This window comes from Chitinophaga sp. W3I9, from assembly GCF_050434025.1.
Taxonomy (GTDB): Bacteria; Bacteroidota; Bacteroidia; order Chitinophagales; family Chitinophagaceae; genus Chitinophaga.
In genome coordinates, this window is record NZ_JBNPWC010000001.1 from 4,371,243 (window position 1) to 4,392,661 (window position 21,419).

20 protein-coding genes and 1 other RNA gene are annotated in these 21,419 nt (G+C 47.6%); 12 read left to right on the forward strand and 9 right to left on the reverse strand.

Annotated features, from left to right (window positions below; translation table 11 throughout):
* Positions 1-34: 34 nt before the first annotated feature.
* On the reverse strand, positions 35-598 hold the full coding sequence (locus QFZ51_RS17840) for a methyltransferase family protein (protein WP_429047675.1): 564 nt from the start codon (positions 596-598) through the stop codon (positions 35-37).
* Between the two features lie 95 nt (positions 599-693).
* Here QFZ51_RS17840 and trxA point away from each other — a divergent pair, with 95 nt between their 5' ends.
* On the forward strand, positions 694-990 hold the full coding sequence (gene trxA / locus QFZ51_RS17845) for a thioredoxin (protein WP_429047677.1): 297 nt from the start codon (positions 694-696) through the stop codon (positions 988-990).
* Between the two features lie 119 nt (positions 991-1,109).
* Here the strand turns inward: trxA and QFZ51_RS17850 are convergent, their stop codons facing one another.
* The 4 genes from QFZ51_RS17850 to fbaA form a co-directional block, all read right to left on the reverse strand.
* A complete protein-coding gene (locus tag QFZ51_RS17850; RefSeq protein ID WP_429047679.1) occupies positions 1,110-2,261 on the reverse strand; it encodes a tetratricopeptide repeat protein in 1,152 nt (383 codons plus the stop codon).
* Positions 2,262-2,307: 46 nt separating this feature from the next.
* Entirely contained in the window at positions 2,308-2,745 is a 438-nt protein-coding gene (gene smpB, locus QFZ51_RS17855; protein ID WP_079467455.1) for an SsrA-binding protein SmpB, read from the reverse strand.
* 101 nt (positions 2,746-2,846) lie between these two features.
* On the reverse strand, positions 2,847-3,695 hold the full coding sequence (gene accD, locus QFZ51_RS17860) for an acetyl-CoA carboxylase, carboxyltransferase subunit beta (protein ID WP_429047680.1): 849 nt from the start codon (positions 3,693-3,695) through the stop codon (positions 2,847-2,849).
* Positions 3,696-3,897: 202 nt separating this feature from the next.
* Positions 3,898-4,965, reverse strand: a complete 1,068-nt coding sequence (gene fbaA, locus QFZ51_RS17865; protein WP_079467453.1) for a class II fructose-bisphosphate aldolase — start codon at positions 4,963-4,965, stop codon at positions 3,898-3,900.
* A 136-nt stretch (positions 4,966-5,101) separates the two neighbouring features.
* Here fbaA and QFZ51_RS17870 point away from each other — a divergent pair, with 136 nt between their 5' ends.
* Complete coding sequence (locus tag QFZ51_RS17870) at positions 5,102-5,914, forward strand: alpha/beta fold hydrolase (protein ID WP_429047682.1); 813 nt, start codon at positions 5,102-5,104, stop codon at positions 5,912-5,914.
* On the opposite strand, the gene QFZ51_RS17875 is transcribed toward QFZ51_RS17870, so the two are convergent.
* The 3 genes from QFZ51_RS17875 to QFZ51_RS17885 form a co-directional block, all read right to left on the reverse strand.
* Complete coding sequence (locus QFZ51_RS17875) at positions 5,911-6,348, reverse strand: ubiquinol-cytochrome c reductase iron-sulfur subunit (protein WP_429047684.1); 438 nt, start codon at positions 6,346-6,348, stop codon at positions 5,911-5,913. The two genes, QFZ51_RS17870 and QFZ51_RS17875, sit on opposite strands and share 4 nt — an antisense overlap.
* A gap of 67 nt (positions 6,349-6,415) precedes the next feature.
* Positions 6,416-7,192 (reverse strand): helical backbone metal receptor, encoded by a 777-nt coding sequence (locus QFZ51_RS17880; protein ID WP_429047685.1) that lies wholly within the window; start codon positions 7,190-7,192, stop codon positions 6,416-6,418.
* A 9-nt stretch (positions 7,193-7,201) separates the two neighbouring features.
* Positions 7,202-8,560, reverse strand: coding sequence for a pyridoxal-phosphate dependent enzyme (locus QFZ51_RS17885; RefSeq protein WP_429047686.1), 1,359 nt, complete (start codon positions 8,558-8,560; stop codon positions 7,202-7,204).
* Between the two features lie 286 nt (positions 8,561-8,846).
* Here QFZ51_RS17885 and bioD point away from each other — a divergent pair, with 286 nt between their 5' ends.
* From bioD to QFZ51_RS17935, 10 genes are all read left to right on the forward strand, one after another.
* Positions 8,847-9,491: a dethiobiotin synthase gene (bioD, locus tag QFZ51_RS17890; RefSeq protein WP_429047688.1), complete on the forward strand. Its 645-nt coding sequence runs from the start codon at positions 8,847-8,849 to the stop codon at positions 9,489-9,491.
* Complete coding sequence (locus QFZ51_RS17895) at positions 9,488-10,063, forward strand: 5-formyltetrahydrofolate cyclo-ligase (RefSeq protein WP_429047690.1); 576 nt, start codon at positions 9,488-9,490, stop codon at positions 10,061-10,063. Before bioD ends, QFZ51_RS17895 begins: the two co-directional genes overlap by 4 nt.
* 6 nt (positions 10,064-10,069) lie before the next feature.
* Positions 10,070-11,143 (forward strand): tetraacyldisaccharide 4'-kinase, encoded by a 1,074-nt coding sequence (gene lpxK / locus QFZ51_RS17900; RefSeq protein WP_429047691.1) that lies wholly within the window; start codon positions 10,070-10,072, stop codon positions 11,141-11,143.
* Positions 11,144-11,155: 12 nt separating this feature from the next.
* A complete protein-coding gene (gene rnr, locus QFZ51_RS17905; RefSeq protein WP_429047693.1) occupies positions 11,156-14,104 on the forward strand; it encodes a ribonuclease R in 2,949 nt (982 codons plus the stop codon).
* A 17-nt stretch (positions 14,105-14,121) separates the two neighbouring features.
* Positions 14,122-15,093, forward strand: coding sequence for a polyprenyl synthetase family protein (locus tag QFZ51_RS17910; RefSeq protein ID WP_370910330.1), 972 nt, complete (start codon positions 14,122-14,124; stop codon positions 15,091-15,093).
* 57 nt (positions 15,094-15,150) lie between these two features.
* Positions 15,151-16,785: an amino acid permease gene (locus QFZ51_RS17915; protein ID WP_429047695.1), complete on the forward strand. Its 1,635-nt coding sequence runs from the start codon at positions 15,151-15,153 to the stop codon at positions 16,783-16,785.
* Positions 16,786-16,832: 47 nt separating this feature from the next.
* Positions 16,833-17,297 carry a DoxX family protein gene (locus tag QFZ51_RS17920; protein WP_370910332.1) on the forward strand — a complete coding sequence of 155 codons (465 nt, stop codon included), beginning with the start codon at positions 16,833-16,835 and terminating at the stop codon, positions 17,295-17,297.
* Positions 17,298-17,441: 144 nt separating this feature from the next.
* A complete protein-coding gene (locus QFZ51_RS17925) occupies positions 17,442-18,491 on the forward strand; it encodes a Smr/MutS family protein (RefSeq protein WP_429047697.1) in 1,050 nt (349 codons plus the stop codon).
* A gap of 25 nt (positions 18,492-18,516) precedes the next feature.
* An RNA gene (gene rnpB / locus QFZ51_RS17930) (RNase P RNA component class A) lies at positions 18,517-18,891 on the forward strand.
* A gap of 67 nt (positions 18,892-18,958) precedes the next feature.
* Positions 18,959-19,369, forward strand: coding sequence for a DUF4870 domain-containing protein (locus tag QFZ51_RS17935; RefSeq protein ID WP_370910334.1), 411 nt, complete (start codon positions 18,959-18,961; stop codon positions 19,367-19,369).
* Between the two features lie 68 nt (positions 19,370-19,437).
* Here QFZ51_RS17935 and QFZ51_RS17940 read toward each other — a convergent pair whose 3' ends face one another.
* On the reverse strand, positions 19,438-21,132 hold the full coding sequence (locus tag QFZ51_RS17940) for a S8 family peptidase (RefSeq protein ID WP_429047699.1): 1,695 nt from the start codon (positions 21,130-21,132) through the stop codon (positions 19,438-19,440).
* Between the last annotated feature and the right edge of the window lie 287 nt (positions 21,133-21,419).

A 21,419-nucleotide genomic window follows, 5' to 3' on the forward strand; every position in this document is an offset into this window, starting at 1 on the left:
TATGCTTCTATATTTTTATCGTAAAAAGAAATTGCTAATAGATCCAGGGAATAACCCGGCTGGTATGCTTCATATAGTTGGTGTATTCTTCTCCAAACTGTTCGCTCAGTACTTTTTCTTCTATGTTCATCCGGTAAGCAAATGCTATAAAAACCGGGATGAACACGATGGCTAATCCCAGCCAGTTGTTCTGCGATAACCCGAATCCCAGGAAAGATAACAGGGAACCGGCATAGGAGGGATGCCGTAATATGCTGTACAGTCCATCCTTTTTAATGTGATGGTCTTTCCGGATCGTTACATTTACGGTGAACAACCTGCCCAGCTGCGCAATGGCCATAAAGCGAAACACCATTCCCAGTAGTATAACGCTAAGGCCTATACGATTCATATCCGGGCCTGGAAGAATAGGGTAAGCTGTTTTTGCAGATACCAATACGGAAATATTGATGAACACAATGATCACGATCCAGATAAACGCCAGGCTGCCCTGGTCCTTTTTCTTCTTGTCTTCTTTGTCCTTGCCGCGGAGAATGCGGTGCAGCAGAATCTCAGACAGGAACCAGGCAAAATAGATAATAGTGGATAGCACGTTCATATGCAAATAAATAAGACGGGTTATATTGGTAATATATGTTATATTTTCTGATTTTCAAAAAGTCGTAATTTGTGATTGGAATTAAAACTTGTGCTATGGAAAACCTTCAGGCAATACTCGCTTCATCAACCCCGGTACTGATCGATTGTTTTGCCACCTGGTGTGGTCCCTGCCAGATGGTGCCGCCTATCCTGAAAGAAGTAAAGGATAAAATGGGGGAACAGATCAGGATCATCAAGATAGATATAGACAGAAACCAGCAACTGGCCGCTCAATGGCAGATTGCCAGCGTACCTACTTTGTTGCTTTTCCGGGATGGGAAACTGATCTGGCGGCAGAGTGGGGTAGTGCCAGCACACCAGCTGATACCGCTGCTAAAGCAAAAGATATAATCTTCATTACTTCATGGATACTTCATCCATGCCTAAAACCTGCGTATACTATGGACCATCCATGCACTTCTCATGGACTCCTCATGCACTATCCATGCACTATCTATACACTATGTCCCTTAAATCCTGTTGTAAAAACTCTGCAGATCCCCTGCCAGTTGATCATAAATAGGCCGGGTAAATTCCATAAATAAGTCTGTAGGCGGCGGTGGCGGCATATCCCGTCCTCCCATCAGCTGCTTGTCCTCATCGCTGAGGGCTCTTTCGTCGCCTTTAAAGGTACCAAACTGGTTGAGCCAGGTATAGCTGCCGGGGATGCGGTCGGTGCGCAGTAATTGCCCGTTGCCGGTATTGGTGATGCGGTAATCCAGTAACCCTTTCGATACCACCGTTTTTTTAGTGATAAAAAGTGTGGCCTTCACCGTTTTGTAGATATTGAACTCCTTACCGGTGGAGTCTTTCGTGGTACCAATCACAATTTCTTTTGAAACATCGCGCTGGATACGGTCTACATATGTTTGACCCACCACGAAATCAAAAAAGCGCAGTTCAATATATTCATCGGGGCGGAGATTTTCATTACGAACCACCCGTTCGTCGTAAAACTGCACAAATTGGTTGATACTGCGCTGCTGAAGGTTGCGCACCAGATAGTCGCGGAACTGATCGGCGCTGAACTGGTAATAAGGTGAGCGTACTTCAATTTCACTGACCACCACATTGATCACGCCCATCTGGTAAGCCTCATCCCGCCGTTGCTTGGTATCCCGGTAATCGGGGATCAGCTTCAGTGCGGCATTAAATTCATCAAAGGCCAGGCGTGCACTGGCTTTATCGCCTTTATCCAGCAAAGCCATGCCCCGGTCGTATCGCATTTCTGCGGCGTTTTCCTGGGCGCCGGTGATCGCATCGCGGTAGTCCTTCGGCTGCACCAGTTTAAGGGCCGCCGGGGAGCTGTGAATGGCATTGTAGAGCGTTTGTAAAGCCCTGTACTCATTCCGTATATTTTCCCACTTGAGTTGATTATTAGAGCGAAGGTATCCGTTAACGCGGTCTTCCCGCACCAGTTGCGCCTGTTTATAGGCGTCCGGCAGCATCCGCGTGGCGGTGGCATCCTGCGGTTTACGTTGCAGCTTTTTTACAAAAGCGGTAACCGCTTCGTCGTATCTGCCTTTATTGTATAATTTTTCACCTGATTTACAGGAGAGAATACAGGTGTAGAGAAGGATGGCGGTAATGCTCAGTAACGGCCTGAATGCTAGTTTTTTCAATGGGGAACTGTTTTATAAGGATATGCTTTGCCTGCAGGGGCTATGTTTATTTAAATTGTCGTCTGAGCTCCCTGTCTGCTTCCCTGGCCTTGATAGAGTCGCGTTTGTCGTGAAGCTTTTTACCTTTACCGATACCAATTTCCATTTTTGCCAGGCTCTTATCGGTAATAAACATGCGAAGTGGTACAATGGTGTAGCCACGTTCTTTCATCTTGTTTTCCATCTTTCTCAGTTCCCGCTTGGTAAGCAGCAGCTTGCGTTCCCGCAGCGGATCATGATTGGAGGAGGTACCGTGTGAGTATTCTGCGATGTGCAGGCTCTTCACATATAATTCTCCTTTGGAAAAATAGCAGAAAGAATCATTAAAGCTCACCTTGCCGGCGCGGATCGATTTGATCTCCGTACCCAGCAATACCATCCCGGCAATAAATTTATCTTCTATTGCGTACTCAAAATATGCCGATCTGTTCTTTAACTCTGCCATTTGCGCTTTAATATGGGCTGTTAGTTTTTAGCCTTCAATTGTTAGCAGATGCAGGAAAGATCCATGCCCGTACTAACAATTGAAGGCTAAAAGCTGTTTTTCTAATTTTTGAAGATGGTCAGCAAACCTGCCAACCTTGTCTTAAGTTCTTTTCTATCCATGATGAAATCCAGGAAGCCATGTTCCAGCAGGAACTCAGCGCTCTGGAAACCAGCGGGGAGGTCTTTTTTAATCGTTTCTTTAATGATCCTGGGACCTGCAAACCCGATGAGCGCGCCTGGTTCAGCAATGTTGAGGTCGCCCAGCATTGCGTAGGAGGCGGTTACACCACCGGTGGTGGGGTCAGTCATTAAAGAGATGTAGGGGAGTCTTGCATCCGCCAGCTGCGTGAGCTTGGCCGATGTTTTGGCCATCTGCATCAGGGAGAAGGCACTTTCCATCATACGGGCGCCTCCTGATTTGGAGATGACCATCAGCGGCATCTTGTGCAGTATGCAGTAGTCGATAGAACGGGCTATCTTTTCACCTACTACAGAGCCCATAGAACCCCCGATAAAGTTAAAATCCATACAGGCTACTACCAGGTCGTTTCCCAGCACCTTGCCGGCTCCTACGGTCATCGCGTCTTTCAGCCCGGATTTCTTCTGCGCATCCTTCAGCCTGTCGGCGTACGGCTTCAGATCCTTGAATCCCAGGAAGTCGGTCGGGTATATATTTGGGAACAGTTCCTCGAACTGATTGTTATCAAATATGATCTCAAAATACTCTGCAGAGTTAATACGGTTGTGATAATTACACTTATCGCAAACATAGTAATGCTCTTTCAGATCCTTTACGGTGGTGGTTTTTTTACAGTTAGGACACTTGTGCCACAAACCATCCGGTGCTTCTTTCTTTTCACTGGTGGTGGTAGAGATGCCTTGTTTAATTCGCTTAAACCAGCTTGACATATTTTACTATTAGATTAGAAAATAGTGGTGCAAGATACGAATTATCGCATAAAGCCAAAAACATATAGGGAAAAGTATAAAGTTTAAGTCAAAAAGCAAAAAGCCATTGTAGCGGAGATAATAACATATACATATAATATATGATCGCTTTTATCTCCGTTACAACAGCTTTTTGCCTTTATATCTTAAGCTGAATGCTTAATTATGCGTTCCTGTTAATACAGTTCAGATCCCTGAATGCTTCTTCCAGGCGCTTAACAAAGGTTTCTTCGCCTTTGCGCAGCCATACGCGGGGATCGTAGTACTTTTTATTTGGCTTGTCAGCACCTTCGGGGTTACCCAGCTGTCCCTGCAGGTAATCTTTCTTGGCTTCGTAGAAATCGTGAATACCTTCCCAGAATGCCCACTGCATATCGGTATCGATGTTCATTTTGATAACGCCGTAACCCAGTGCTTCTGTGATCTGGTGCTTTGGAGAACCGCTACCACCGTGGAATACATAGTAAACAGGTTTAGCTGCAGTTTTATATTTCTCCTGGATGAATTCCTGGCTGTTATGCAGGATCACCGGACGGAGTTCCACATTACCTGGTGAGTATACGCCATGAACGTTACCGAAAGCAGCAGCTACCGTGAAACGGGGGCCTACTTTTGATAAAATTTCATACGCATAAGCTACTTCTTCAGGCTGGGTATACAGCTTGGAGTTGTCTACACCGGAGTTGTCCACGCCGTCTTCCTCACCACCGGTTACGCCCAGTTCGATTTCGATGGACATACCCAGTTTGTTCATTCTCTCAAAATATTTATGAGAAATTTCAATGTTCTCTGCAATTGGTTCTTCGGAAAGATCCAGCATGTGAGAGCTGTACAGCGGTTGACCGGTTTGTTTAAAGAACTGCTCACCTGCATCCAGCAAACCGTCGATCCACGGCAACCATTTTTTAGCAGCATGGTCGGTATGCAGTACCACCGGAACACCGTAATATTTAGCTACTTCATGTACGTGTTTAGCACCGGAAACGCCACCTGCAATGTTCGCCTGCAGCTTGTCGTTCGGCATGCCTTTACCGGCAAAAAATTGTGCACCACCGTTAGAAAACTGAATAATAACCGGTGAATTTACTTTAGCAGCTGTTTCCAGTACCGCATTCACGGAGTTAGTTCCCACAACATTTACGGCAGGCATAGCAAATCCGTTGTCTTTGGCATCGTTATACAGCGCATCCAGCTCTTCGCCGAATAATACGCCAGCTCTGTATTTTCCCATACTCTGATATGTGTTTTATTTTTTAGGAAAGCAAATATAAGGAGTTAAATAGAAGATTTATAGCGAAAAGTAAGCGCTTACGTATTAATTCTACCAACAGAAAAATGTATTTTAACCGATCTCAATCCGGTTTTGTATGAAACTATTTCTGTTTTTCATCGCAGGTATATTCCTGAAAGTGTCTGCTGCTGGTGCATTTACAGCCAATGTTGCGGACTCCCTGCTATATTATACCTCCTTCGACAGCACCCGTATTCATTATACCATTGCAGGTACCGGCGCCCCGGTATTATTGGTGCACGGTTTTATTGTGAACGGGGATTCCTGGAAGAAAACAGCTTTGTACGACTCCCTGCTGGCGCATGGGTATCAGGTGATCACCCTCGATCTGAGGGGAAATGGCGCGTCGGATCATCCGCACGACAGCCTCGCTTATCTTAATGATGCGGAAACAAAAGATATTATGGGACTCATGACCCATCTTAATATTAATAATTACCAGGTAGTGGGCTATTCAAGGGGCGCTATTATTGTTTCCCGCCTGCTGGTGCTGGACGCCAGGGTGCGCAGCGCCGTGATGGGCGGTATGGGTATAGCTTTTACAGATCCCGCATGGCCGCGCCGCCGGCAGTTTTACGAGGCGCTTTCGGGGAAAGACGTGCCGGAACTGGCTGCGATGGTTAAATATGTACAACAGTCCGGACTGGATCAGCGGGCCCTCGCCATGATGCAGCTGGGCCAGCCCTCTACTACACCACAGGAGCTGGCCGGCGTGCATCAGCCGGTATTGGTTATCGGTGGGGATAAAGACGAAGATAATGATACCGGAGGCTCTCTCGCGGCCATGATGCCGGCAGGAATGCACGGCACAGTAGCCGGAGATCATAATTCAGTAGTGCGCACGGTACCCTTTGCAGAATGGGTGCTCGATTTTCTGCAAAAACATTAACTAACGGAGAGCACATTGCCATCTACCTTGATGGTGTAAGCCGTCAACGCAGCGGTAGCGGGACCCGTATTCACCGAGCCGGTAGTGGTGTACCGGCTGCCATGACCGCAAGGCGCATTACATTCAATTAATTTGGAGGAATTGTTAAAGGTGGCTACGGTACAGCCCTGGTGGGTGCAGGTACTGGAAAGGGCCGTGAAAGCCGCTGCAGTATTGCCGGAGCCTGTACGGATAATGATTACCCCGTTGGAGATCCTGAAATCGCCCACATTGGTGAGGTCACTGCCGAGGTTCAATGTTAGCTTTGCATTGCCGCCGCCGGGAGGTGTGGGGTCGGGATCATTACTGCCTCCCTTGCTGCAGGCAGCCAAACCGGCTGTACATACCAATGCCAGCGTTAATCCAATGTTGGAAACAAAATCTCTTCTTTCCATAAAATGCGTTTTAGTTGATCGTTATCCTGTTTACGCAAGTGAAAAGAAGAAAGTTGCCTCGGGACCTTTAATTTTCTATCACTGATTGAAAATAGGCGGGCGCCTCAATTAAACGGCTGCCATACCAGGAAAACATTTCACCGTCTACCAGCTGGATTCGGGCGTCCGGCAAAACAGCCTGCAACTCGGCTATATGTTTTTCTTTGAATGGATAGGGCTCAGACGAGAGCAATACCCTGCGGCATCCGCTGGCGGCCAGCTCAGCGGCAGTAACAGTTGGATAGCGGGGCAGGTGGCCAAATACATTATGGAACCCGCATAACTGCAACATCTGGTGTATGAAGGTGTCGCCACCGGCAACCATCCAGGGATCGCGCCAGATGAAATAAGCGGTGGGAACAGCTTCCCGAAGCGGGTGCAGCGATGCAAAGCCGGCTTTGATCTGCGAAACCAGATCAGCGGCCGCTTGCACCCGGTGGGTGATAGCGCCGATACCGGCAATCATGGCATAAGCATCTTCCAATGTTTGGATATTACTCACCCACACCCGGTAATCTTTCATCAGCAGCTCCACATCAGCGGCGAGGTTTTCTTCCTTATTGGCAATGATCAGATCCGGTGAAAGCTGCCGTATAATACCAGCGTGAATATTTTTGGTGCCACCCACCCGTGTTTTTTCCCTGAACCACGTTAACGGATGTACGCAGAATTTGGTAATACCCACCACTTCCTTTTCAAGTCCGAGGGAATATAACAACTCTGTTTGGGATGGCACCAGTGAAACAATCCGCTGTGGCGGATGTTCAATTGTTATCTGCCTGTTGAGCTGATCGGTAAATAACATGCGGTACTTTTATCTGCCCAACGCCTGTATAATATCGTATTTCGTAACAATGTGGTGATTGCCGCTGTCATCTTTTGTAAGTACAGCGCCGTTTTCCCGGTTGATATATACCGAAAGCTTTTCGATAGGCGTGTCCTGGCTTACCAGCGGGAACAATGGCTGCATTACCTGGCTTATCTGCGCATCTTTCAGGTTGGCATCATCGATCAGGCGGTTGAACAACCCGTTTTCGGAAATGGATCCGATCAGTTCCCCGCCCTGGTCTACAGGTATATGTTCGATGTCATATTTTTTCATCCGGGCAATGGCTTCACTTACTTTTTCATCAGCGCTGATGGTTACCAGTGGCTGGTTACGACGGCCATTCACTACATCTTTCACTGTTTTTACATCGAGGAAACCACGTTCCAGCATCCACTGGTCGTTATAGATTTTACCTACATAGCGGCTGCCATGATCATGAAAAATAACGACCACCACATCTGTTGGCTTCAGTCCTTCTTTCAGCTGCAACAGACCGGCTATGGCTGATCCGGCGGAGTATCCAACAAAAATACCTTCTTCTTTGGTGATGCGTCGCGCCATCACGGCAGCATCTTTATCCGTTACCTTTTCAAATTTGTCGATCACCTTCATATCATAATTCTCCGGCACAAAATCTTCCCCGATACCTTCTGTAATATAAGGATACACTTCGCTCATATCCAGCTCCCCGGTTTCAAAATACTTCTTCAGTAAGGAGCCATAACTGTCGATCGCCCATACTTTAATATCCGGATTTTTTTCTTTCAGGTATTTCCCGGTGCCGGTAACCGTACCACCGGTGCCGGTGGCCACTACCAGGTGGGTGATTTTACCGTCGGTTTGTTCCCATATTTCAGGACCGGTTTGTTCGTAATGCGCATCCCGGTTAGCCAGGTTGTCATATTGATTCACATAAAATGAATTGGGCACTTCCGTGGCCAGTCTTTTAGACACAGAATAATAGGAGCGGGGATCTTCGGGTTCCACATTGGTAGGACAAACAATTACTTCGGCGCCTACCGCCTTCAGGATATCCACTTTTTCTTTGGATTGTTTATCGGTAGTGGTGAAAATACATTTGTATCCCCTGATAATGGCCGCCAGCGCCAGTCCCATACCTGTATTGCCAGAGGTGCCTTCGATAAGGGTGCCGCCGGGTTTCAGTAATCCTTTCTCTTCCGCTACATCCACCATTTTCACCGCCATGCGGTCCTTAATAGAATTGCCGGGGTTAAAAAACTCCACCTTCGCCAGCACCGTGCAAGGCAGGGAAGCCGTTACGCGGTGCAACTTTACCATCGGGGTATTGCCTATCGTTTCAAGTATATTATCGCAGTATTTCATAAAAAATGAGGTTGTATGATTACGAAAATACGGAATTGCGTTGAGGGATCGGAGCGGATTTTGTCTTTCTCACTGATTACGCTGATTATACTGATTACCTTGATTTTACTTTTTAGATTTTATAAGGATTTAAAATGATTATGGGAAATATAAGCGGGTATATCCGCTTACATCTACCCAAATCATTTTAAATCCAAAGTGATCAAATCCCTAAATCAGTATAATCAGCGTAATCAGCGGGAAAGACAAAATCCGCGAAAGACAACATTCGCGTATATTTGCGCCAATGAGCGAAAGGATTTTTATTACAGGAATAGGTACAGGCGTGGGTAAAACCATTACCGCTGCCTGTATCACGGAGGCACTAACAGCCGACTACTGGAAGCCGGTGCAAACGGGTTTGATGGAAGGCACAGATACAGATACGGTATTATCCCTGTTGTCAAATAAGGTGTCAGTTTGTCACCCGGAAGCGTGGCGGTTGCAGGCGCCTGCCTCTCCGCACCTGGCGGCACGGTTGGAGGACTGTACTATTGATGCGGGGCGTATCCTGGAGCTGGCGGACCAGTACCAGCCGGTTGACAGGCCATTGGTAATGGAAGGCGCCGGGGGATTGATGGTGCCGGTAAATGAAGAGCTGTTTACGCTGGACCTGATAGTGGCGCTGAAAGCCAGGGTGGTGATTGTAGCGCAGAATTACCTGGGCAGCATCAACCACTCGATGCTCACTGCAAGGATGCTGCAACATACAGGCGTGCCCGTTATCGGATGGGTGTTTGGCGGAGATTATCACAGCAATGAAGACGATGTGGTAAAGTGGAGCGGGTACCCGAAAATTGGCCGTATCCCGCTGACAGATACGGTAGATAAGGCATTCATTCAACAACAGGCACAGTTGTTGTCAGCCTCGCTGCATAGTTTATTGGCATGACCACTAAAAAGGATATACGAAAACATTTCCTGGAGCTGCGGCTTAACCTGGACGAACCCACCGCCCTCGCCCTGAATGAGCGGTTACTGGCGAATGCCCGTCAGCTTGATTACAGCAACGTCAGGAATGCGCATATCTTTCTTCCTATCTCTGAAAAAAAAGAAGTGGATACCTGGCCCCTGGTAAAATGGGGGAGAACCCAATGGCCGGAAATGGAATGGTTGCTTTCCCGCTCGGATATGAAAACCGGCGAGATGAATCATTATCTCTGGAAAACCAATACCATACTGGTGAAAAACAGGTTCGGCATCCCGGAACCGGATCATGGGGAAGTGATATCACCGGAAAATATAGACCTTGTATTTGTACCTTTACTGGCTTTCGACCGGCAGGGGCAGCGGGTAGGATATGGCAAAGGTATGTACGACCGTTTTCTGAAACAATGCCGGCCGGATGTGCGTACCATCGGCCTGTCGCTGTTTGAACCCGTTCTGCAGATAGAAGACGTGGATTCGTGGGATGTGCCGTTGCATACGGTGGTAACCCCGGATCACATTTATCAATTTAAATAAACAACAGTGCTTAAATACCTGAATGTTCTTTTATATCCTTTTTCCCTGCTGTATGGCCTGGTGATGTGGTTGCGGAACCGGTTTTACGACAAAGGGCTGCTCACTGCAGTGGAATTTGATCTTCCTGTGATCGCCGCGGGCAACCTGTCGGTAGGCGGCACCGGGAAAACCCCGCATGTTGAATATATGATCCGCCTGCTGAAGGATCATCTGAAAGTTGCCACGCTCAGCCGGGGGTACAACCGCCGTACCAGCGGCTACATCCTGGCAGATGAAAGAAGCACTGCTGCCGATATCGGGGACGAACCCATGCAGTTTCACGATAAATTCCCGGATATCAAGGTCTGCGTAGGAGAAGAACGGATGCTGGCCATTCCGCAGCTGCTCGGAGATGAGCCCGATACCCAGGTGGTACTGCTCGATGATGCCTTCCAGCACCGCTCCATAAAGCCCGGTCTTAATATCATGATCACCGATTACAGCCGATTGTTTACCCGGGATCATGTAGTACCTTTTGGCCGTTTAAGGGAAGGCAGACAGGGATATCACCGGGCCGATTGTATTATTGTATCAAAGTGTCCGCCCGCCATGAGCACGGAAGAGAAGCTGGCCCTGGAAAAAGAAATTAAACCATTGCCACATCAGCGGCTCTTTTTCACTACCTTGCAATACGGCGCCTTGTCCGATATGATCACCCATCACCCGGTGGCCGTCCCTAAATCAGCAACCGTATTGCTGGCATGTGGTATAGCAAGGCCCGAACCATTGCTCGAAGAATTGAAACGACGTTACGAACAGGTATACCTCTTGTCTTTTCCCGATCATTATTATTATACGGAAAAGGATATACTAAAAATAAAAAAGGAATGCAGCGACCTGCCCGGCACAGAAAAGATTGTCATTACCACAGAAAAGGATGCGGTAAGATTACATCTGCTCAAAGGAATGCTGGCAGAACAAAACCTGCAGATGGCTGTTATTCCAGTAGAGATTGCATTCCTCTTCGGGGAAGCAGAATTATTTAATAACTTTATTTTTGACTACATAGGCCGGCACCTGCCAGCGCCCGGTCAACAATAACTTACGACTAACATGAGTAGAAAAAAGAAAAATAAAAAAGGCGGTAATCATAACCCTAACAACCCCCAACAAAGCCATAGCCAGAAGAAGACCTTTAAAGGCGTATTGGAAGTAACAAGGTCCGGAATGGCCTTTGTGATCGTGGATGGCCTTACAAAAGACATCATGGTGAAGCAGAAAAACCTGCATACCGCCCTCGATAAAGATGAAGTGCTGGTGGATGTATTGAAAGCAGCCCATAACGAAGGCCGCATGGAAGGCATCATAACGGACATCCTTAAACGAAATAAAACCGAATTCACCGGTACCCTGCAGGTCAGCAAAAGCTTTGCTTTCCTGATCCCTGAAAAGGGATTGTTTATGCCGGATATTTATATTCCCGCCAACTCCCTCGGAGAGGCGAAAAGCGGCGATAAAGCCGTGGTGAAAATAGTAGCATGGGGAGAAAAATCCCGCAAGCCTGTAGGTGAAATCGTGGAAATCCTGGATGCCAGCGATACCAACGACCTGGCCATGAAGGAAATCCTCATAGAAGCAGGATTCCCGCTCAGTTTCCCTAAAGAAGTAATAGCAGAACTGGATACCATCCAGGAAAATATTTCTGAAGAAGAAGTAGGTAAACGGAAAGATATCCGCAAAATCCTTACCATGACCATCGACCCGGTGGATGCCAAAGATTTTGATGATGCCATCTCTATCCGCCTGCTGAAAAACGGTTTGTATGAACTGGGGGTGCATATTGCCGATGTAAGTCATTATGTACTGCCCGGCACCGAACTCGATAAAGAAGCGGATAAACGCGCTACCTCCGTATACCTGCCAGACCGCGTGTTGCCCATGCTGCCGGAAAAGATCTCCAATGAGCTTTGTTCCCTGCGGCCGCATGAAGACAAGCTCACCTTCTCCGCTATGTTCCAGATGAACGAAAAAGGAGAGGTGAAGCAACACTGGATCGGCCGCACCGTGATCCATTCGGATCACAGGTTTACCTACGAAGAAGTACAGGAGATTATAGAAGGCAAATCTGAGGGTCCGTATAAGAACGAAGTGATGCTGTTAAACCGCATTGCTCAAACTTTGCGCAAGCAACGTTTTGTACATGGCGCCATTAACTTCTCCTCGCAGGAAGTACGCTTTAAACTCGATGAAACCGGTAAGCCGATTGGCATTGTCATTAAAGAAAGTAAAGAAGCGCACCAGCTGATCGAGGAATTTATGCTGCTGGCCAACAAAACCATTGCGGCATACGTGGGCAAGCTGCGGATTAATAAACAGCCCATCCCGTTCCCTTATCGTGTGCATGATACGCCCGACCCGGAAAAGCTGAAAGTGTTCGCCCTGTTCGCCGGAAAATTCGGGTATAAGTTCGATCTCACCACACCGGAAAGCATTGCCAGCTCCTTCAATAAAATGCTGGCACAGGTAAAAGGCAAACCGGAGCAACCGGTGCTGGAAACGCTGGGCATCCGTACAATGGCCAAAGCCATTTACACGGTGAATAATGTGGGGCACTATGGTCTTGGTTTTGAAGACTACTGCCATTTTACTTCCCCTATCCGCCGTTACCCCGATGTACTGGTACACCGTGTACTGGCTGAATGTCTTGCCAACAGCGTGCGTCCCGACAAGCAAATGGAGCAGAAATGCAAACACAGCTCTGAAATGGAACGCAAGGCAATGGAAGCTGAACGCGCCGGTAACAAATACAAACAGGTAGAATACATGCAGCAGTTCATTGGTCATACCTTCGATGGTGTGATCAGCGGTGTGGCGCATTTCGGCTTCTGGGTGGAAACAGTGGATACCAAGTGCGAAGGACTGATCAGCATTCACAATCTGAATAAAAGAGAAGAATTCCAATATAATGAAGGGGAGTATTCCCTGGTGGGCCAAAGCACCGGCCGCAAGTTTCGTATAGGCGAAAAAGTGAGCATCCGCGTAGTGGCTGCCAGCCTGGCCAAACGCCAGCTGGACTACGACCTGGAAGATGAACTGACCGGCACGGGCACACCTGCTGCTGCGCCATTCCAGCATAAACGCCGGGAAGACCGCCGCGATGATCGTAAAGGTGATCAGCGTCATGGTGATCGTCGTGACGACCGGAAAAAGAAGAAAGACAAACAACGTCCGTATAAACCCTGGGAACAGGAAGGGAAAGCGCCCCACAGAGCGCCGGAAGTATCGCTCGGCGAGCCTAAACCATTACCGGTTGTTGACCAGGTGATAGTGGAAACGCATGTGGTACCGGTAACACCGGATGTACCTGAAACGCCTGCAACGCCAGCACCAGCGCCAGTGGATAAAAAGAAGCCGAAGAAAGAGGTAACGGAAAAAGTGGCGGAAGAAAAACCAGCTCCGGCACCTGTAGTTGAAAAAGAAGTGGTGAAGAAACCAGTTGCACCGGAACCAGCAGTTAAAGCGCCTGCGAAGAAAGCCGCTGCAAAACCGGCCGCAAAGAAAGCGGTACCTGCGAAGAAAGCCGCTGCAAAACCGGTAGCTAAGAAAACAGTACCCGCAAAGAAAGCCGCTGCAAAACCGGCCGCTAAGAAAGCAGTACCCGCAAAAAAAGCAGCTGCTAAGCCGGTAGCTAAGAAAGCAGTACCCGCAAAGAAAGCCGCCGCTAAACCAGTAGCTAAGAAAGCAGTACCAGCGAAGAAAGCCGCCGCTAAACCGGTAGCGAAGAAAACAGTACCAGCGAAGAAAGCCGCTGCAAAACCGGTAGCCAAGAAAGCAATACCCGCAAAGAAAGCCGCCGCCAAACCGGTAGCGAAGAAAGCAGTACCTGCGAAGAAGGCCGCTGCTAAGCCAGTAGCTAAGAAAGCGGTTCCTGCGAAGAAAGCTGCTGCAAAACCGGTAGCTAAGAAAGCGGTACCCGCTAAGAAGGCAGCCGCTAAACCGGCCGCTAAAAAAGCCACTGCTAAAAAGGCCGCACCAGCAAAGAACAAAAAGAGTAAAAAATAAAACACGAGCCACCAGCAATGCATTCATTCAAAGATTTAACAGCGCAGTTTAGTCAGCATTTTGAAAAACAACAGTTTCCGGAACAACCCAGTAAGTTATATAATGCAGCGTCCCACATCCTGGGAATAAGCGGAAAAAGAATCCGCCCTGTACTATGCCTGATGGGGAACGAGCTATTTGATAACCTGCGCCCGGATGCATTTGAGGTGGGCAGTGCGATAGAACTTTTTCATAATTTCACTTTATTGCATGATGATATCATGGATAAAGCGCCGATCCGCCGGGGTAAACCTACCGTTCATACGGTATATGGCGAGCCGGCGGCGATCCTTGCCGGCGACGTAATGCTCATTTATGTATATGAACGCCTGAACAAAATAGAACCGCATTATAAACAAAAGATCATCTCCGTATTTAATAAAGCCGCCATTGAAGTATGTGAAGGGCAGCAGCTCGACATGGACTTTGAAGGCATGGACCCCGAAAAGGTGCAGTACGATGATTATGTGCATATGATCGGATTGAAGACCTCCGTTTTACTTGCTGCCAGCCTGCAGCTGGGCGCCATCATTGGCGGCGCCGGCGAAGGCAACCAGCAGCACATTTATTCCTTTGGTAAAAATGTGGGTATTGCTTTCCAGATCCAGGACGACTACCTCGATGCATTTGGTGATCCTGAAAAATTCGGTAAGCAGCAGGGAGGGGATATCCTCGTCAATAAAAAAACATTCCTGCTCCTGAAAGCGCTGGAACTGTGCAACCCGGAACAACGTGCAGAATTGAAAATGCTCATGGAAACATCACCCGCCGATAAAGTAGAACGGGTGCTGGCATTATTCCGCAGCTGTAAAGTGGATGAATGGGCAGAGAAGGAAAAAGAACGCTTCCAGCAACTGGCGTTCCAGAGCCTGGATAACGTGGCGGTGCTGTCTAACCGCAAGGCAGCGCTGATGGAAGTGGCTAACTACCTCTTAAACCGTCAGCAATAAGGTTCGTATTTAAATTCGCATTATATTCGCGCTCGTCTAAACGTAATTCCTTAGCCAATGTCGTCAAACTCGCTGTTTCGGAAAAAATCACTTACTGCCATTATTAAAGATGCCAAAGACGGTTTGTCGGATGGTCATGAAACAGGGGGAATGAATAAGGTGTTGAAGGTGAAAGACCTTACTGCTATGGGAATTGCGGCGGTTATCGGAGCCGGGATCTTTTCCACTATCGGGGAAGCTTCCTTCCATGGCGGGCCAGGCGTTTCCCTGCTCTTCGTTATTACCGCAGTTACCTGCGGATTCTCAGCCCTGTGCTATGCAGAATTTGCGTCCCGTGTACCGGTATCCGGCAGCGCCTATACATACTCCTACGTTACTTTCGGAGAACTGGCTGCCTGGGTGATCGGCTGGGCGCTGATCCTGGAATACGCCATTGGCAATATCGCCGTAGCCATTTCATGGAGCGGCTACTTCAACAACCTGTTAAGTGGTATCGGCCTCAGTTTACCCGATTGGCTGGCCAGCAATTACGACAGTGCCACGCCGGAAACTATTGCGGCAGCACCGCATATTGCCGGCATACCCTTCATCGTGAACCTCCCTGCCTTCCTCATCGTACTGCTGGTCACTTACCTGGCGTATGTAGGTATCCAGGAAAGTAAGAAAAGCGCCAACTTTATGGTAGCCCTGAAGATCCTGGTGATCCTGTTTGTGATTGTGATAGGCTTTTTTTACGTAAATAAGGCCAATTGGCACCCTTTTATGCCTAACGGCTTCTCTGGTGTGCTAAAGGGCGTATCGGCCGTGTTTTTTGCTTATATCGGCTTTGATGCTGTGAGCACCACCGCCGAAGAGTGTGCTAATCCACAGCGGGATCTGCCCAAAGGCATGATCTATTCCCTGATCATCTGTACGGTATTATATATCCTGATTTCACTGGTGCTCACCGGTATGGTGCCATATTATAATTTAAAGGTAAATGATCCCCTGGCATATGTCTTCACACAGGTAAACCTGCCCTGGATCAGTTATCTTATTTCTGTAAGCGCCGTGGTGGCTACTACCAGCGTACTGCTGGTATTCCAGATCGGCCAGCCGCGCATCTGGATGAGCATGAGCCGCGACGGCCTGCTGCCAAAACGCTTCAGCAAAATACATCCCCGGTTTAAAACACCTTCTTTCGCTACCATCATCACCGGTTTCCTGGTAGGTATCCCGGCGCTTTTCCTGAACCTCACCATCGTTACGGACCTGACCAGCATTGGTACCCTGTTTGCCTTTATCCTGGTATGCGGGGGCGTACTCATTCTGCCAAGAGAGGAAAAATCAGTGGTAAAACGGTTTCAGCTGCCATATATCAACGGGCAGTTCATTGTGCCCGGCATCGTAGTGCTGCTCGTTTTCCTGTTCAGCAAAGAAATCATGGCAAAGCTCTCCCCCGCAGGCGGCTGGGAGGTATGGAAACATAATATCCCCTTCTACATATTTGTGGTGGTTACCATCGCCCTTTCCTACTTTTCGCTCACCCGCAAGCTCTCCCTGATACCGGTTTTGGGGATGCTCAGCTGTTTTTACCTGATGACAGAAATCGCACTTAAAAACTGGATCGTATTCTCGGTATGGCTGGCGGTAGGCTTAACCATTTACTTTCTCTACAGCTATACCAACAGCAAGCTGGCCACAAAAGCGTAAATCTTCGTAACTTCAGGGTAGCTCTTTGATCTTAAAATTTATATTTTATGAACATGCTACAACGGGTTGAACACTGGGGTGATACACATCACCCAAATTGGCTGAGTGTGGTTCGCATTCTGCTGGGGATATTTATCATGTATGTAGGCATCCGGTTTGTACAGGACAGGGACGCGCTGATTTCCATGATTAATCAAAACCCGGCTTTGGCCACACTGTCCATATTCCTGGGACATTATGTTGTATTTGCGCACACAGTAGGTGGGCTATTCATTGCGATGGGACTGTTCACCAGGATCGCCGCATTCCTGAATATTCCCGTATTGCTGGGTGCTGTATTTTTTGTTCATTCTCCCACCGGGCTGTTTACAGTATACCCCGTAATGGGCATCTCCTTACTGGTGCTGTTCCTGCTGATCGTTTTCCTGATTGAAGGCAGTGGCCGCATTTCGGTAGATGACTACATGCGGCGGCATCCTGAAAAAGCAAGGTCCAGGAAGTACGCGGAATAACTTTTCTTCATATAGCCGTGCAGGTGAGTGCTACCATTTTTAATGGCAATAAGGAGCCATGTCTCCGCCGGATCCGGCAAATCTTCAAATCTCTTCCACGCATATCCCTTCAATATTCTATTTTTGCAGTTGAAGAATGCAATTATGAAATACCAAAAAGGCGACAACATCTTGTTGTTGAGTTCAAAAGAAGAAGGAACGGTTGTTGACATTGTGAATGATAATATGGTCATGATAGAGGTGAAAGGAACGTCTTTTCCGGTGTACCTGGATCAGATCGACTTTCCCTATTTCCATCGTTTTACCCAGCAGAAACTGGTCAAGGAAAAGCCCAAACTAATTCCCGGCGACGAAATCAAGGTAGACAGAAGCAAGTATGAAGTGTTTAAAACAGATAAGGGAATGTTCCTGTCTGTTTTGCCGGTATACCAGATGGATGGATACGATGAAACCGTGAAGCTGATGAAGTTTCACCTGTTTAATGATACGCCGCATGCGATGCGTTTTTATTTCCAGATATGGCTGAATAACCAGCTGGACCTGGAAATCAAGAATGAAATACATCCTTATAATCACTTTTATCTCGCTGATCTCATCTTTGAATCATTGAATGATAATCCGCGGTTTGAGTTTACTTTTTTCCTGAAGGAGCCACAGCCCAAGCTGGCCACTTCCGTAAAGAAAACCTGGAAGATCAAGCCAAAACAGATGTTTGTGCAGCTGGAGCAGCTGCGTACCAAAGCAGAAGCTACCATCACTTACCCGCTGTTTGATAAATTTCCGGAGAAAGAACCCGAGCCGCCGGCGCCGGCAGAACAACCAAAAAAGAAGGCGCCTGTTACTACTATTGGCGGCGGAAACTTCGCCAGCCTGTTAAGTAAAATACAGCTGCAGCCCGAAACATCGCTGGAGCCTAAGCACGAAGTAGATCTGCACATCGAAGCACTTGAGAAAAACTGGAAAGGGCTGAGCAATATTGCCATCCTTGCTATCCAGCTCAATGCTTTCCAGCGTTACCTGGAACTGGCTATCAGTCATCATCAGCACAACCTGATCGTGATTCATGGTATCGGAAAGGGAAAGCTCAAAGACGAAATACACCAGATCCTGAAACAAACGCCGGAAGTAGCCAGCTTTGTGAATCAATATCACGCCAAATACGGCTATGGGGCTACAGAAATAACGTTTAGGTAATATTTTTATTTACCTTCGCGCTTCAACTACAAACCGTGCTATCGTTCCGCTAACTTGTTGGCGGGAAGGAAAGTCCGGACAGCGCAGAGCAACGCACCACCTAACGGGTGGGGCCCGGTGCAAACCGGGAACAGCAAGTGCCACAGAAAATAACCGTCCGCTTCGGCAGATAAGGGTGAAAATGTGGGGTAAGAGCCCACGGTGCAGGCAGGTAACTGTTTGTGCGGGTAAACCTTGCGTGCTGAAATGCCATGTATACGGTCGATTGAGGGCTGCTCGCCCGATGACCGAGGGTAGGCAGATACAGACAATGTGCGAACGTTGTCGCAGATAAATGATAGCAGTCTGTCCCGGCTTGCCGGGGCAGAAACAGAATCCGGCTTACAGGTTTGTAGTTTTTTTTCTTCTCTTTTTTGATATCCTAAAATAAGCTGTTAACTTCCCGCATTATATTTAATCTATATTTTATGAATCAGAAAGATGAACGAACCTGGGGAGCGCTTGTTCACCTGGGAGGAATTATCGGGATGCTGATATTACCTACCGTCGGCAACATCCTTGGAGTACTGATCTTTTGGCTTATCAAAAAGAACGAATCTGCTTTTGTAGACAGCCAGGGCAAAGAAGCCATCAATTTCCAGATCACATTGAGCATTGCTGCGGTCATTGTAAACCTGGTCAATAATATTGTTACCGGTTTCTGGTCGCTCACCAGCTTCTGGCGCCATGCAAGAGGAGATTTTTATAACGCCTGGGGCTGGACAAACCTGCTCGGTGTATTATGGCTGCTGAATGTTATCTTTAGCATTATTGCTGCCACAAAAGCCAGCAATGGCCAGTCTTACAAGTATCCGCTGAGCGTTCGTCTCGTAAAGTAATTGTATAAAAAAAGGGCGGGAATTTTATCTTATAAAGATAAAATTCCCGCCCTTTTTTATATACTGAATCAGTTCTTTTTGATGGCTTTTACTTTTGCCTTGTGCTGTTTTTTACCTTTCACATTTTCGCCTTTAACAGTAGCCGCCAGCTTTAATGCTTCATAGGCATTGATCATTCCACCGGTGATGGACAGATCCGAAAAATTTACTTTTTCATCCGCAGCACCTGGTTTATTTACTTCCGTAATACCAGGTAATGGTGTTGCGCTTTTTTCCAGCACATATTTCAGTTGCTTTGCACTGAGCTCAGGATAATAGGAGAGTACCAATGCTGCTACACCTGCTACTACAGGGCTGGCCATGCTGGTACCACTGGCGCTGCCGTATTTGTTGCCACCGGGAATGGTGGAGTAAATTTGTACACCGGGAGCAAAAAGATCCACGCTTTTCTTACCATAGTTGGAGAAAGGTGCCACCTTATCATTGCCCAGGCCGGTATTGCTGGCGCCTACAGTGATGACGTTGGAAGCAACCGTGCCATCCAGGTAATTCGGGTTGGGGTAGTTGGCAACAGAGTCGTTGTTGCTGCCGTCATTACCTGCTGCATGTACCAATAAAACGCCCTTTTCTTCTGCATATTTAAAAGCCGCATCCACCCAGTCTTTATGAGGTGAAAACGGTTTACCAAAGCTCATATTGATGATCTGTGCGCCATTATCAACCGCATAACGGATGGCGAGGGCTACATCTTTATCTCTTTCATCGCCATCAGGAACGGCTTTTACCGCCATGATGCGCACATTATCGGCGATGCCATCCATGCCTACACCGTTGTTCCTGGCCGCTGCGATGATACCGGAAACGTGCGTGCCATGGAAACCAAAGGTGCCCATCACATCGTTGTTGCCGTATTTGTTGTCATTGATGTCGTCGAGGTTGTCGCCTACAATCCTTTCCCTGTTGGCATTTGGCGCTACTTCTGTGCTTTCTGCCTTACGCTTCAGTTCATTCATGTACTCATCAAACTCCATTTTGAACTCGCCGAAAGTGGCTGGTTCATCACCGGCGCTTTTCAGCAAACGGCTCATGAAATTACGTGCCAGCAGTACATCCTGGTTAGTCGTTTGAATGCTGTCCAGCTGCGCTACATTGAAATCATCCTTACCCAGGTAGGTTTTCAGGATAGATTCACATTTATTCACGTTTTCCTGGAGCTTCGACATGCTTTTGTATTGCATCTTGAACTGGGAATTAGGCTTCTCCACTTTCGATTGCAACTGCTGCCAGATGGCATATTCTTTGGAATCCTTTGCGAGTGCGGAATCCGGGTTGCCATAAAGGTTTTTATAGCGGTAGTATTCGCGGGCGGCTTCCTCAGAGTCTTCTTTCAGGCTGCTGCCGTCTTTGCCACCCAGGAAGTTCCAGCCATGAATATCGTCCACATAGCCGTTGTGATCGTCATCCTTGCCATTACCGGGGATTTCACGGGTATTGGTCCACAGGATACTTTTCAGATCCTCATGGGTAGTGTCAATACCAGAGTCGATCACCGCCACAATAACGGGCGTACTTTTCTTCCCTTTTAACAATTCCTTGTAGGCTTTTTCCGTTGACGTACCCAGTATACTGTCGGTATCGTAACTCAGTAACTGCCAGTTTTTAGGTATCTGGGGTTTACTCTGCGCTGTAGTATTTGTTGTAAATGCAGTCATCAATGCAACACACCCTGCCAGGACTGCAACCTCTCGGCTTAACAATTTCATGTTCAATAATTTTCCCTATAAAAAACAACTAAAAATATCATGATGATAAGATTAAAGGTATAGAAAAAGCGGTATAACATTAAATATTAATGATAAACGCGCTATATATTGGTTGATTGGGAGATTGAATGGGTTTCTGCCCATTCCCGGCGGCCTTTTTCCGCAGGCCATTGTTACCGGTTACTTATCCTGATTTGCTTGCCAGCCATAGCCGGTAACCACCTGTCACAATCCCTTTTGTAATTGTTGTCAGCCGTCTTAGCTTTAACCTGTTCTTATTCCTCATA

Bases quoted from the DNA above. Each gene is read 5' to 3' on its own strand.
- QFZ51_RS17840 (WP_429047675.1), bottom strand. From the start codon at position 598: ATGAACGTGCTATCCACTATTATCTATTTTGCCTGGTTCCTGTCTGAG.
- rnr (WP_429047693.1), top strand. From the start codon at position 11,156: ATGAGTAGAAAAAAGAAAAATAAAAAAGGCGGTAATCATAACCCTAAC.
- QFZ51_RS17885 (WP_429047686.1), bottom strand. From the start codon at position 8,560: ATGAAATACTGCGATAATATACTTGAAACGATAGGCAATACCCCGATG.
- QFZ51_RS17935 (WP_370910334.1), top strand. From the start codon at position 18,959: ATGAATCAGAAAGATGAACGAACCTGGGGAGCGCTTGTTCACCTGGGA.
- QFZ51_RS17925 (WP_429047697.1), top strand. From the start codon at position 17,442: ATGAAATACCAAAAAGGCGACAACATCTTGTTGTTGAGTTCAAAAGAA.
- QFZ51_RS17875 (WP_429047684.1), bottom strand. From the start codon at position 6,348: ATGGAAAGAAGAGATTTTGTTTCCAACATTGGATTAACGCTGGCATTG.
- QFZ51_RS17910 (WP_370910330.1), top strand. From the start codon at position 14,122: ATGCATTCATTCAAAGATTTAACAGCGCAGTTTAGTCAGCATTTTGAA.
- QFZ51_RS17870 (WP_429047682.1), top strand. From the start codon at position 5,102: ATGAAACTATTTCTGTTTTTCATCGCAGGTATATTCCTGAAAGTGTCT.
- trxA (WP_429047677.1), top strand. From the start codon at position 694: ATGGAAAACCTTCAGGCAATACTCGCTTCATCAACCCCGGTACTGATC.
- accD (WP_429047680.1), bottom strand. From the start codon at position 3,695: ATGTCAAGCTGGTTTAAGCGAATTAAACAAGGCATCTCTACCACCACC.
- QFZ51_RS17880 (WP_429047685.1), bottom strand. From the start codon at position 7,192: ATGTTATTTACCGATCAGCTCAACAGGCAGATAACAATTGAACATCCG.
- QFZ51_RS17895 (WP_429047690.1), top strand. From the start codon at position 9,488: ATGACCACTAAAAAGGATATACGAAAACATTTCCTGGAGCTGCGGCTT.
- QFZ51_RS17940 (WP_429047699.1), bottom strand. From the start codon at position 21,132: ATGAAATTGTTAAGCCGAGAGGTTGCAGTCCTGGCAGGGTGTGTTGCA.
- bioD (WP_429047688.1), top strand. From the start codon at position 8,847: ATGAGCGAAAGGATTTTTATTACAGGAATAGGTACAGGCGTGGGTAAA.
- QFZ51_RS17920 (WP_370910332.1), top strand. From the start codon at position 16,833: ATGAACATGCTACAACGGGTTGAACACTGGGGTGATACACATCACCCA.
- QFZ51_RS17915 (WP_429047695.1), top strand. From the start codon at position 15,151: ATGTCGTCAAACTCGCTGTTTCGGAAAAAATCACTTACTGCCATTATT.
- smpB (WP_079467455.1), bottom strand. From the start codon at position 2,745: ATGGCAGAGTTAAAGAACAGATCGGCATATTTTGAGTACGCAATAGAA.
- fbaA (WP_079467453.1), bottom strand. From the start codon at position 4,965: ATGGGAAAATACAGAGCTGGCGTATTATTCGGCGAAGAGCTGGATGCG.